This is a genomic window from Cellulophaga fucicola (genome assembly GCF_900119145.1).
Lineage (GTDB): Bacteria > Bacteroidota > Bacteroidia > Flavobacteriales > Flavobacteriaceae > Cellulophaga > Cellulophaga fucicola.
In genome coordinates this window covers 883,499-895,974 of sequence record NZ_FPIY01000002.1, presented here as the reverse complement: position 1 = coordinate 895,974, position 12,476 = coordinate 883,499, and the positions used below count along the sequence as shown (strand labels likewise).

The window sequence follows — 12,476 nt, the reverse complement described above, 5'->3', positions numbered from 1 at the left end:
TGTTTACTAGAAATATTTTTATAGTTTTGAAGCACTAAAATTATGAGAATGAAACAGATAATTACTGCAGTTGTGTTGCTTTTTGCATTAAGCATAAGTGCACAAACAAAAAGTGACTTGCTAACGCATTATGAAGCGTTTTACAAGCAAATGAAATCTCAAGGAGATACTCAGGGAATAATTAACGCAATAACACACTTAAATGTATTAGCGCCTAATGAAGCGCGTAAAGATACCCTTGCTTATTTATATGTAAACAGCAAGCAAAATATGCAAGCATTGCGTACTATTGGTTTAGATACTAAAGATACAGATTCTGATATGGCTGTGCAGGTAAGAGCATTGGCTTTAAAAGATCTTGGCGACTTAAAGAGAGCTATTGCTCAGTTCGAGATTTTAAACAAAAGAGCACCTAATGCTTTTTTAGCGTATGAGTTGGCAGATTTAAAAATACAAACAGGAGACAAAGCAGGAGCTGGTACTAATATTGAGTATGGTTTAACAAATGCTAAGGATGATATGAAGTATGCTTTTTATGAAAGACAACAACCTTATGAGGTGTCTTTAAAAGCAGCATTTTTACATTTAAAAGCTTTGGTACAGTATAATAACGATCAGACAAATCCAGATGCTGCATTGGTTCTTATTAATGAAGCATTGGCAATAGCACCTAATTTTAATTTAGCAAGTTTAAGCAAGCAAGCTATAGAGGCTAGAAAAGCAGAGGCTGCTGAACCTAAAAAATAATTACTATTTACAACAGTATAAAAAAGGAGCGCAAAAGCGCTCCTTTTTTAGTTTTGTTTTAATTCTTCTTTTAGCAGTTGGTCTTTGTCTTTTTTTAAGTCAACCACCTTGTCTACATTTTCATTTGGTATGGCAATAGAAAGCACATAATGTACAATTTTCCATTCTCCTTTAACTTTTTTAAGAACTCCAGAGCCACGGCAAATTTCCATTTGGGTGTCTAGTAATTCATCAAACCAAGCAATTTTTTTAGATTTGTCTATGTATATGTTTCGTTCTAAGGCTGTAAAACTCCACGCTTTTCCTTTATCAAAATAAGGTTTAGAAAAAGCTTTAAAATCTTTGTTTTGCCAGTTTTCTGTTGCATCTGTACCTATAAAGACACCATCCTTTGTCATTAAACCAAAGTAAGCATCAAAATCTGCATCTGATGCCGCCTTGTGCCAAGCATCTACAACAGTATTAATTTCTGTTTTTTGTGCTGTTAGTTGTAAAGTAGTAACAAGCATAAAAAGAAAAACAAAGGTCTTATTCATTTTGTAAAATTAAGTTAGTGTCTAAAGTGTTGTTTGCAATAATATTAAATTGGTTTCTAAAATTATTGTAGGCATCTATCATCTCAGATGCAGGTTCTAAAATAACTAAACTATATTCTATAGCTGCTTTAGTTTTTAAAGTATATGTTTTTATAACTGTTAACCTACTTTTAATATGCGGCTTGTTGTATTCTTCAGGATAAGTAGATGCTTCTAGCTTTTTCTGAGCCTCTATAATTTGGTCTAGTGTTAAGCGCAGATCTTCATCGTTTTCTGCCTTATACATACCATCTATAGCAGTATTAAAGTTTTTGTACTCTTGCCAGTTTTCTAGAACAGTGACCACTTTTGGATCTAGTTTATTCTTTTTAGGAAGTTTTTTAGCATTAAAAGTAATTTTACCAGCTACAAGCTCTTCTTTTACGGCTTCTTTCTTTGTTTGGTTACAAGAAATAAAGGTAAAAATCAATATAAAAAAAAGGGAAAATCTTTTCATAAGACGAAAGTATAAAAAAAGAATAAGATAAGAAGTTTGTTCACTTTGTATTCATCTATAAAATTAGTTAAATAAGTAGTAAATATGTAATTGCGTCTAAAGTTAATTTAATAAATATATCTTTGCAGTCTAATTTTAGAACACCAATTATTGTGCAAAAATCTATCTTAATTATAGGTGCCTGCGGGCAAATAGGAACAGAGCTTACATTAGCTTTGCGAGAAAAACACGGTAACGATAATGTAGTTGCTAGTGATATAAGAGAAGGCGGAGAAGACTTAATGGCCAGTGGACCTTTTGAGCTTTTAGACGCTACAGATTATAAGGCTATAGAAAATGTAGTAATGCATTATGAGATAGAAGAGGTGTACCTTATGGCAGCAATGTTAAGTGCTACTGCAGAAAAGTTTCCTATGCGTGCTTGGGACTTAAATATGGGGTCTCTTTTTAATGTTTTAAATCTTGCAAAAGATAAAAAGATAAGTAAAATATTTTGGCCATCTAGTATAGCCGTTTTTGGTCCTAATACACCAAAAGAAGATACGCCACAAAATACGATTATGGAACCAAGTACAGTTTACGGTATAAGTAAGCAGTCTGGTGAACGTTGGTGTTCTTACTACTTTAATAAATATGGTGTAGATGTGCGTAGTTTGCGTTACCCAGGTTTAATTAGTTGGAAAACACAGCCAGGTGGTGGAACTACAGATTACGCAGTAGAGATATACCACAAAGCATTAGAAAATAAGGCTTATACTTGTTTTTTATCTGAAAACACAAAGTTACCAATGATGTTTATGGATGATGCTATTAGAGCAACTATAGCAGTTATGGAAACTGGTGCAGAGAACATAAAAGAACGATCTTCTTATAACTTAGCAGCAATGAGCTTTACGCCAACAGAAATTGCAGCAAGTATACAAAAACAAATACCAGAGTTTAAAATTGATTATAATGTAGATTTTAGACAAGAAATAGCAGATTCTTGGCCACAAAGTATAGATGCTTCTACAGCGGAAAAGGACTGGGGTTGGAAAGCAGAATTTGATCTAGAAAAGACTACAGAAACAATGTTGAAGAATTTAGCGAACTAAATTAATCATCATCATCTGTATCTAAATTAATGTCTGGGATGGCTGTGGGGTCATCATCTTTAAAATCCTCATAGTCGTCCTCGTCATAATTTTCCATAGTATACTCTAACTTAGCGCTAATTTTTACAAGATACTTTGTGTCTTCAGTAATTACTTCTACAGCTTCAATAGTTTCATTTTTGGCATTTTTAAAGGTAAAAATATCCCTATCGCCATACCCGCCAGGATACCTTTCTACTAAAAGCTTTAAGACTTCTGGAGTAAGTTTTTTAAAATCTACAATTACCCGTTTAAGGTTGTCCATAATTACACATTTATAGAATTGTGATGCCGCAATAGTGCGTGAAACTAAAGTTAGTTTATTCTATTGTAAAAGCAAAAATTATAAGATTATCGGTACGTAAAATATTTAAGAAAATAGTTTACTTATTAGTAATATCAGACTTACCACCAGTTTTCTTTAAAAGCTTTATATGGTGTATCTCTATGCCTTTGTCTATTGGTTTAAGCATATCGTACATATTTAAGGCAACAACACTTGCTCCGTGCATAGCTTCTACTTCTACACCAGTTTTGTAGTTTGTTTTTACTGTTATGAATACCGTAATTTCTAAGTCGTTAATTTGGTATTTAATATCTGTGTACTCTATAGGTAAAGGGTGGCAATCTGGTAATAACTCTGGTGTTTTTTTTACACCAAGTAAACCTGCAGCCTTGCTCATTGCAAAAACATCTCCTTTAGGTACTGTTTTATTGTTTATAGCATCTATAGTTGCTTGCGAGCTTACTTTTACAGCAGCTTGTGCAATTGCTGTTCTTAATGTAATAGCTTTGTGTGTAATATCTACCATTGTTATTTATTTACTTTCCATTTATAAGAGCTGTCTTCAAAAACTTCTTTGCCAAAAACAGGTACTTGTGCCTTTATTTCTTCAACCACATAATTTAGAGCATCAAAAACTACTTGTCTGTGTGGTGCAGAAACAAAAACAAACAAGCAAATTTCACCAACATTTACAATTCCTTTGCTGTGGTAAATATGCATACAAGTAATATTGAACTTAGAGAATGTAGCTTCTTTTATTTCGTGAAACTTAAGGTTTGCCATTTCTTCATACGCAGTATAATCTATAGCTATTACAACTTTATCGTCTATTTTATCTTGTCTAACCTGACCTAAAAAAATATTATGTGCTCCTATTTGTGTTTTACTCTGGTGTTTGGCAATTGCTTCACCTATAAAAGCACTAGAAATAGCACCTTCTTTAAACACATTTTTTACTTTATCGTTCTTCATAAATCTTATACTTCGTCTATTCTTGGCTTAAAAAGTAAAAATACCATTTTTTTAATGATAGTAAATACTGCTTTAAGCTTTGTTATTGCTAATAAATATTGAAAATACCCTAGCAAAATATAATGTTTTAGAGCTATTAATGTAATTAACATACAAAATGAAGCTTTATTTTATCTTTTCCTTATTTTTGTGTAGAGACTAAGTCAATTAGGATCAAAGACTAATTTAACAATTTAAAAACTGAACAATGAAAATTACTAACAAATCACTACTTATGGTAGGTTTAGTTGGTGCTCTTGCGGTTACCTCTTGTAAAGAAGGTAAAAAAGAAGCGGCAACAACTGAAACAGAAACTAATGAAGTAGTAAAAATTCCTGGTATTACACTAGAGAATATGGATACTTCTGTAGATCCTAAGACAGACTTTTATAACTATGTTAATGGTAGTTGGATGAAAAACACTGAAATTCCTGATGACAGATCTAGTTGGGGTGGTTTTTCTGTATTGCGTAAAGATACAGATGCAGATGTTTTAGAAATTATTGCAGAAGCACAAGAGAGTGGTAAATATGGTCCAGAAACAGACCAAGCTAAAGCATTGGCTATTTTTGAAACTAAATTAGATACAGTGGCAAGAAATAAAGCTGGTTTAGCATTAATTCAACCAGCATTAAAAGCTATAGAAGAAGTTAAAAATTTAGCAGATTTACAAACAGTTTTGGCTAAAAATCCAGCTGTTTCTTCTCCTTTTATTGGATTTAGTGTGCGTGCAGATTTAAATAATTCTGCTATGAACGCTGTTTATATGGGTGGTGCAGGTCTTGGTTTGCCAGACCGTGATTATTACCTAGAGCAAGATACTAAGTCTAAAGAAATTAGAGAGCAGTATAAAAAATACATCTCTAAAATGTTACAAATGTTAGGTGATACAAAAGCAGATGCAAACAAAGCAGCTGTAACTATCTTAGATTTAGAAACAAAGTTAGCGGAACCTCGTTTAGACAAAGTTGAAAGTCGTGATGCAAGAAATATGAACAATCCTAAAACTATAGCAGAAACTGATGCTATGCTTTCTTCTTTAGATGTTAAAAAGATGATTGCTGATTTAGGAATGACTAAAAAGTTTGATACTATTTTAGTTACTCAATTAAAATATACAGCTGCCCTAGATAAACTACTTAAGAATACACCTATTGAAGATTTAAAAACTTTAGTAAAGTGGGATACTTTTAATGGTGCTGCTGGTAGATTAACTACAGCTACTGAAGTTGCCAGCTGGGAATTTTATAGTAAATATTTAAGAGGTTCTAAAAAACAACGTCCAGCAGAAGAACTTGCATTAGCGACTGTAAATGGTACAGTTGGTGAAGCTTTAGGTAAATTATATGTAGACGCTAAGTTTCCGCCGGAAGCTAAAGTAAAAGCAGAAAAAATGATTGCTAACGTTATTACCGCTTATAAAAACCGAATTAAGAAATTAGATTGGATGAGCGAGGATACAAAAGTAAAAGCAATTGAAAAGTTAGATAAGTTTACTGTTAAAATAGCATACCCAGATAGTTGGGAAGATTATTCTGCTATGGAAGTTGCTGCAGATAAGTCTTATTTTGATAATATGACTGCTGTTGGTAAATGGGGTAGAGATAAAAACTACTCAGAAATTGGTGAGCCAGTAGACAAGAGCGAGTGGGGAATGTCTCCACAGACTGTAAATGCTTACTTTAACCCAATGAATAACGAGATTGTTTTTCCTGCTGCTATTTTACAGCCGCCTTTTTATAACTATACTGCAGATGATGCTGTTAACTATGGTGGTATTGGCGCTGTAATAGGACATGAAATATCTCATGCTTTTGATGATAGTGGTGCTCGTTTTGATGCAGATGGTAACCTTAAAAACTGGTGGACAGATGAAGATTTAGCTGCTTTTACAGAAAGAGGTGATGCTTTAGCTGCACAATACAGTAATTTAGAAGTATTAGATAGTGTTTATGTAAACGGTAAATTTACTTTAGGTGAAAACATTGGTGATTTAGGTGGTGTTTTAGGTGCTTATGATGGTTTACAATTATTATATGCAGAGAACGGAAGACCAGAAGATATAGATGGTTTTACGGCAGAACAACGTTTCTTTATGTCTTGGGCTACAGTTTGGAGAACAAAATCTAGAGACGAGGCTTTACGTAACCAGGTAAAAACAGATCCGCACTCTCCAGGAATGATTAGAGCGGTACAACCATTACTTAACATAGATTATTTCTACGATGCTTTTGGTATTGTAGAAGGAGATAAAATGTATGTTGCTCCAGAAAATAGAGTACGTATTTGGTAGTTTTAAACTAACAAATACATAATTTTATAAAGTAAAGGCTACTCCTAAAAGAGTAGCCTTTACTTGTTTTTATTAATTTAAAACTACTTATTTAGTTTGTTAACTATAAAAATAGTTGTGTAACTAAAAAAATAGGTTTAAGTTTGATTTCTTATAAATTCGAGTTGTAATACATACAATATGAAAAAGTTAACAAACAAAGAGGAAGAAGTACTTAAAATTTTGTGGAAGCTAGAAAAAGCTTTTGTAAAAGATGTCTTGGCAGAATTTAAAGAAGACAAGCCACATTACAATACGCTATCTACTATGATTAGGCATTTAGAAGAAAAGGGATATGTTAGTCATACTGCATATGGCAATACCCATCAATATTACCCAATAGTAGAGAAAGAAGTGTACAGAAAAGGATTTATGAGCAGGGCAATTACAGACTTTTACAGCAACTCATACAAGAGTTTGGTGTCTAACTTTGTTAATGAAGATAAAATTAGCGTAGATGAGCTAAAAGAGATTATTAATCATATAGAAAACAATAAATAATGGAGTATTTAATTTTTATTGCTAAAAGTAGTTTGGTTATAGCCTTATTTTTTATTTGTTTTCAGGTGTTTTTACGTAACGAAACATTTTTTAAAGCTAAAAGGTGGTTTTTGCTAGCGGGTATATTTGTAGCAATGGCATTTCCTTTTTTAATTATAACTAAGGTGGTTTTTGTAACTACTCCTGTTGTAGATTTTAATAAATTGACCAATACAGTTGTCAATCAGTCATCAATAGAAAGCATAAATTGGTGGTTGGTAACTTTAACAGTTTACGCTGTGGGTTGTATATTTTTCTTAGGTAAATTTTTAGTACAGTTGGCATCTTTATTTAGTTTAATTAATAAAGGAACAAGTACAAGAGTAGGTAAATATAAAATGATTGAGGTTACTGCGGATACCAGTGCGTTTTCATTTTTTAATTACATTGTATATAATCCTAATTTACATACAGCAAATGAGCTTAAAACAATTATTAAGCACGAAGAGTTACACGCTATACAAAAACACTCTGTAGATATGCTATTTACACATCTATTATGCGTGTTGCAATGGGCAAATCCTTTTGCTTGGTGGTACAAAAAGTTAGTTTCTGTAAATCTGGAATATCTTGTAGATAACACTATTGTTTCTAATCAAAATAAAAAAGAATACCAGTATTTACTATTACAACAATCTGTACATAGCGTAGCTTCTTTATCACTAACTAATACGTTTTTTAGTTCATTGGTAAAAAAACGAATTGTAATGCTAAATAAGAGCAAGTCTAAAAAGTATAATATGTTAAAAATGGGTGTGGTATTGCCAGTTTTATTAGTGGCAACACTAACACTAAATACACAAGTTGTAGCACAAACAAAACCTACAATAGATAATAAGGAAACGCCTACCAAACCTTTACTAAATATAGCCGCAGATTCTATTTTACCTAAAAAAATAGCTAAAAAAACTACGCAAATAATTTCTAAACAACCTGTAAGTAAGAGAGTAACCTCTAATATTAAACCAAAAACACAAAGAGATTCTGTTAAAACAGTTCAAAATAAATATAATTTTCAAATTGTTACTAATGACACTTTAATGCTTAAACCTGTGTCTATGACTACACCAATTGGTACTACTACTACTACTACTACTAATGGATCTAATTTTATTAGTAAAAAACCATTAATACTAGTAAATGGAGAGGTAATGCCAAGTTCATTTAATATGAATCTCTTAATTCCTGAAAATATTAAGCGAATAAATGTTATTAAAAACGAATCTGCAATTGAGTTATATGGAGACAGAGGGAAAAACGGAGTAGTAGAAATTATTACTAAAAAATAAAATCAATCTTTAATCAATAAAAAACGAACAGTTATGTTACAAAAAATGAAATCATTAAAAATTAAAATTAGTGCACCAGTTATTGCATTATTACTTTGTGTTTTAAGTGCAAATGTACAAGCACAGTCTAATAGTTTTACATTTTCTAAAAAAGAGAACAACGAAAATTTTAAAATTTTAAAGTTAGATATTAATTCTGCGACTACAGAAAATCAGTTAACAAGTTACATTGCAGATGCCGAAAAAGAAGGTGTATTGCTTTCTTTTAGCAATATAAAACGCAATGCAAAAGGTAATTTAACAAGCATATCTGCAGCTTATAAAACAAAAGAAAATAAAACAAAAATACATACGGCAGAAAATAAAATAGTTATTGATCCTTTTTATTTTTATGTAGCTACCTCAGAAAAATCTAAAACCATTGAGAAAATTGGTTTTAAATTAAAGAAAAATGGAGGAATGGATAATGTGTTGTTTGTTGTAGACGGACAGGAAATAGATAGTCAGTTTAATATAAGTATGATTGATCCAGATGATATAGAGGCTATACATGTTTTAAAGAATGAAAAAGCAACAGCTAAATACGGAGATAAGGGTGAAAACGGTGTTATTGAAATAACTTTAAAGTAAAAAATGAAGATAATATGTAATATAGTACAGAAATACATTTGTATTTCTGTACTTTTTTTATGTTTTGCATCTAGTTTTAATGCTTATGCACAAGATAAAAAAGAAGCAAAACCCAAAATGATTTTTATTGTAGACGGTAAAGAGGTTACTGAAGAATACCTTATGGTTTTACAAAAAGAAAAGAAAATAAAAGCAATGCACAATGGTGTTTCTAAAAAAGAGAAAAAAACTATTGTAAAGCGCTTTAAAGAACGATTGGATAACAATTTTGTAATGAAAATTGAAGTCTTTTCTGAAGAAGAAATATTAGTCAATAAAGAGAAGCAACCAGCTAAAAGTAAGTCTAAAAGTAAAGAAGTAAAAGTTGCAAAAAAAGAAGCGGTAGCTGCTTCTAAAATTAAAGTTGGTGATACTATTACTGCTTTTGCATTAGAAGATATACACGGGAACTTATTAAAAAAGGCTGACTTAAAAGGGAAAGTTGTGTTGCTTAATTTTTGGGCAACTTGGTGCGTACCCTGTTTGCGTGAATTTTATGAGGTTCCTGCAGTGATTTTGGAGCCCAACAAAGGGAAAGACTTTCTGTTTATTCCTGTTTCAGTAGGAGAAAAACGTTCTACAGTACTTAAAAAAATGGGTGAGTTAAAGGGAAAAGGAGTAGACTTTAATGTGTATTTAGACCTTAAAAACGAATTTTATAGTGCATACAGAAAACAAGGTATACCACTAAATTACCTGATAGATAAAAACGGAGTAATTGTAGATATTTCTGTAGGTTATAATGAGGATAATTTAAATAAAATAGCAACTAAAATTGAAGAATTAATAGAGTAGTGCTATAGAATTATAAAGCTTCAAATTATAAGTTTATAACCTATAATTTGAAGCTTTTTTGTGATTAATAAGTTTTGTTATTTAATGTAAACGGTCTTTTTGTTTACAAACTCTAACATTCCTTCTTTGGATAACTCTCTACCATAACCTGATGCTTTTGTGCCGCCAAAAGGTAACCTTGGGTCAGATTTCACCATTTCGTTTACAAAAAAGGCACCATCTTCTATATGGTCTATTGCTTCTCTGGCAGCATCTATGTCTTCTGTAAATAACATAGCGCCTAATCCAAACCTAGAATTAGCAGCTAGTTCCAAACTGTGTTTCTTATTTTTAGCTTTTATTATTGTTGCTACAGGTCCAAACGTTTCTTGACTAAAAACAGGCATGTCTTCAGTAATGTTTGTTAATATTGTAGGTGCGTAATTGGCATTTGTAAGGGTATTGCCCATTAATATTTTTGCTCCTTTTTGCACTGACTCATCAACTTGTTTTTTTAATTCTTCAGCTAAGTCTGTACGTGCCATAGAGGCCATAAAAGTATCTTCCTCTTCCGGATTTCCAATTTTTAAAGATTCAACCTCTTTTTTAAATTTTTCTAAAAACTCATCATATATGTTTTCTTCAACTATAAATCGTTTTGCAGCAATACAACTTTGTCCTGTATTTTGGAACCTTGCTTTTACCATTGTAGGGATATAGGTTTCTAAATCTGCATTGTCCCAAACAATACAAGCATTATTACCACCCAATTCTAATACAGATTTCTTTAAGTTTTTACCAGCAATACTAGCAATAGATTTACCTGCTTTTTCGCTACCGGTAACACTAACGGCCTGTATAAAATTACTTTCTAAAACATTTTCTGTTGCTTTATGGTCTGCTATAATAGTCTGAAAACAACCTTTAGGATAACCAGCAGCTTCAAAAATATCTTGTATAGCTAAGGCACAGCCTGTAACATTTGCAGCATGTTTTAAAACACCTACGTTACCAGCAGTTATTGTTGGCACTGCAAATCTAAATACTTGCCAAAAAGGATAGTTCCAGGGCATAACAGCTAGTACGCCACCAATAGGATCGTAACTAATAAAACTTTCTTGTGCTTCTGTGTCTATAATAGCATCGCTTAAAAAGTTGTCTGCATTTTTAGCATAGAAGTCGCATAACCAAATGCATTTATCTATCTCGGCTCTACTTTGTGCTATTGGTTTGCCCATTTCTGCAGTCATTAAAGCAGATAAATCTTCTCTTTTTTTCTCTAGCTGTTTTGCTAATTTTTTTAGTAAAGAAGTACGTTCTTTTATTGCTGTTTTTTTCCAGGTTTTAAAGGTTTTTTCTCCTGTTTTTAGAACTGTGTCTATTTCTTCTTTAGTATGTAAATTATATGTTTTTATGTCTTTTCCGGTATACGGATTTACTGTTGTGATTGTAGTGCTCATATTGTGATTTTTTAAAAATTACTATATTTTTCGTTTTTCAAAAATACCCAAAGGTATCATAGAGGTTTAATGCAATCCAATAAATTATTAGCTGTAATAAAGTTACTTTTTTTTCTGCTTCTTTTTGTTTTTGTCAGCACCTTTTTCTGCATCTTCAAATTCAATATTATTATCTACTTTGTCTTTAAAAGCAGATACCCAAGCATTTTTAAAGATGTTGGTTACTGTAGGGAAAATTTTGGTCTTTACATTTGTTAAATCTCCTTGAACAGGAATTTTAGTAGCTAGCGTGTTTTGCTTTTGGTTTTTAAGAATAAACTTAAAAAAACCAACGAAGCCTTCCCAAATGGTTTCAAAAAAACCGTCTTCTTTATTAATAAGTTTTGCATCCTTTAAAATAGGTTTAAAGTAGCCTGTTAAATACCCGTCTGCAATGGCAATTTCGCTGTACAAGCCAAAATTACCTTCGCTAAAGTCTATACCTGCATAATGATTTGTAAAACTGTTTAGGGCTTTTGCGTCTGCGCTTTCTAACGATAAAGAGATGTCTATATCTGGAATTTCTTTTACCAAATCCATTTTACCATCTAATAGTACTTTTCCATTACCTATAGAAACAGCAGTAGCCGTTAGTGTAGAAGGTAAATTTCTACTCTTTTGTGCTACATTTTTTAAGTTTGCTGCTTGTAAATTAATGGAGTTTAAATGTAAGTCTACATTTGGGTTTGTGTTTATTTCTACAAAACCAACCTTTCCGTTTTTAATAGTTAAATGGTTTATGTCTATAGGTACTAGATTTGTTAAGGCTTTAGACCAATCGTCTATATCTGTACTGTCTTGTTTTTTGTGATCTTCAAAAACATAGATAAAACTAGGTTCTTCCAAATCTAACTCACTAACTATTTTACCGTTTAAAAGAGCTTTCCATTGTATAGATATATCTGTCTTTTTTATAGCAATAAACGGTACTTGAGATTTAGCTTCTTGTTTATTTAGATACAAACTATGAATAACATAGGCACCCCGAATTAAAGAAATGTCTATATCTTTTACTTGTCCGTAATATCCGGGTATGTCTGCTAAAACGTTGTTTACATAATTTTTTACAAGCGTAGGTAAAAGTAAGCGTGCTACAAAAACAACAACTAGTATTGCTATTGGTATGGCAAACCTTTTCTTTTTATATATTTTACGCTTTTTCAT

At 31.7% G+C, this 12,476-nt stretch carries 14 protein-coding genes; 7 read left to right on the top strand and 7 right to left on the bottom strand.

The features are described 5' to 3' along the window. Positions 1 to 48: 48 nt before the first annotated feature. Positions 49 to 747 carry a hypothetical protein gene (locus tag BT107_RS10330; protein WP_072303698.1) on the top strand — a complete coding sequence of 233 codons (699 nt, stop codon included), beginning with the start codon at positions 49 to 51 and terminating at the stop codon, positions 745 to 747. Positions 748 to 794: 47 nt separating this feature from the next. Here BT107_RS10330 and BT107_RS10325 read toward each other — a convergent pair whose 3' ends face one another. Further along, positions 795 to 1,283, bottom strand: a complete 489-nt coding sequence (locus tag BT107_RS10325) for a nuclear transport factor 2 family protein (RefSeq protein WP_072303697.1) — start codon at positions 1,281 to 1,283, stop codon at positions 795 to 797. Then, complete coding sequence (locus BT107_RS10320) at positions 1,276 to 1,779, bottom strand: hypothetical protein (RefSeq protein ID WP_139254307.1); 504 nt, start codon at positions 1,777 to 1,779, stop codon at positions 1,276 to 1,278. Before BT107_RS10320 ends, BT107_RS10325 begins: the two co-directional genes overlap by 8 nt. A gap of 152 nt (positions 1,780 to 1,931) precedes the next feature. Between BT107_RS10320 and BT107_RS10315 the strand changes: the two genes are divergently transcribed. After that, positions 1,932 to 2,873, top strand: coding sequence for an NAD-dependent epimerase/dehydratase family protein (locus BT107_RS10315; RefSeq protein WP_072303695.1), 942 nt, complete (start codon positions 1,932 to 1,934; stop codon positions 2,871 to 2,873). 1 nt (position 2,874) lies between these two features. Here the strand turns inward: BT107_RS10315 and BT107_RS10310 are convergent, their stop codons facing one another. The 3 genes from BT107_RS10310 to BT107_RS10300 all read right to left on the bottom strand — a co-directional run bounded on the left by BT107_RS10310 (position 2,875) and on the right by BT107_RS10300 (position 4,170). Then, positions 2,875 to 3,177 carry a hypothetical protein gene (locus BT107_RS10310; RefSeq protein WP_072303694.1) on the bottom strand — a complete coding sequence of 101 codons (303 nt, stop codon included), beginning with the start codon at positions 3,175 to 3,177 and terminating at the stop codon, positions 2,875 to 2,877. A gap of 118 nt (positions 3,178 to 3,295) precedes the next feature. Next, positions 3,296 to 3,724, bottom strand: coding sequence for a cyclic pyranopterin monophosphate synthase MoaC (gene moaC, locus BT107_RS10305; protein WP_072303693.1), 429 nt, complete (start codon positions 3,722 to 3,724; stop codon positions 3,296 to 3,298). Between the two features lie 2 nt (positions 3,725 to 3,726). Next, entirely contained in the window at positions 3,727 to 4,170 is a 444-nt protein-coding gene (locus BT107_RS10300; RefSeq protein ID WP_072303692.1) for a molybdenum cofactor biosynthesis protein MoaE, read from the bottom strand. A 247-nt stretch (positions 4,171 to 4,417) separates the two neighbouring features. Between BT107_RS10300 and BT107_RS10295 the strand changes: the two genes are divergently transcribed. From BT107_RS10295 to BT107_RS10275, 5 genes are all read left to right on the top strand, one after another. Next, positions 4,418 to 6,502, top strand: a complete 2,085-nt coding sequence (locus BT107_RS10295; protein WP_072303691.1) for a M13 family metallopeptidase — start codon at positions 4,418 to 4,420, stop codon at positions 6,500 to 6,502. A gap of 180 nt (positions 6,503 to 6,682) precedes the next feature. Continuing rightward, complete coding sequence (locus BT107_RS10290) at positions 6,683 to 7,042, top strand: BlaI/MecI/CopY family transcriptional regulator (protein ID WP_072303690.1); 360 nt, start codon at positions 6,683 to 6,685, stop codon at positions 7,040 to 7,042. Next, on the top strand, positions 7,042 to 8,370 hold the full coding sequence (locus tag BT107_RS10285; protein WP_072303689.1) for a M56 family metallopeptidase: 1,329 nt from the start codon (positions 7,042 to 7,044) through the stop codon (positions 8,368 to 8,370). The genes BT107_RS10290 and BT107_RS10285 overlap by 1 nt, the downstream gene beginning before the upstream one ends. 45 nt (positions 8,371 to 8,415) lie before the next feature. After that, positions 8,416 to 9,000, top strand: a complete 585-nt coding sequence (locus tag BT107_RS10280; protein WP_170854725.1) for a TonB-dependent receptor plug domain-containing protein — start codon at positions 8,416 to 8,418, stop codon at positions 8,998 to 9,000. A gap of 3 nt (positions 9,001 to 9,003) precedes the next feature. Continuing rightward, complete coding sequence (locus BT107_RS10275) at positions 9,004 to 9,834, top strand: TlpA family protein disulfide reductase (RefSeq protein WP_072303687.1); 831 nt, start codon at positions 9,004 to 9,006, stop codon at positions 9,832 to 9,834. Between the two features lie 77 nt (positions 9,835 to 9,911). Here the strand turns inward: BT107_RS10275 and BT107_RS10270 are convergent, their stop codons facing one another. Both BT107_RS10270 and BT107_RS10265 read right to left on the bottom strand, forming a co-directional pair. Then, complete coding sequence (locus BT107_RS10270) at positions 9,912 to 11,273, bottom strand: NAD-dependent succinate-semialdehyde dehydrogenase (protein WP_072303686.1); 1,362 nt, start codon at positions 11,271 to 11,273, stop codon at positions 9,912 to 9,914. Between the two features lie 102 nt (positions 11,274 to 11,375). Then, positions 11,376 to 12,476: an AsmA family protein gene (locus tag BT107_RS10265; RefSeq protein WP_072303685.1), complete on the bottom strand. Its 1,101-nt coding sequence runs from the start codon at positions 12,474 to 12,476 to the stop codon at positions 11,376 to 11,378.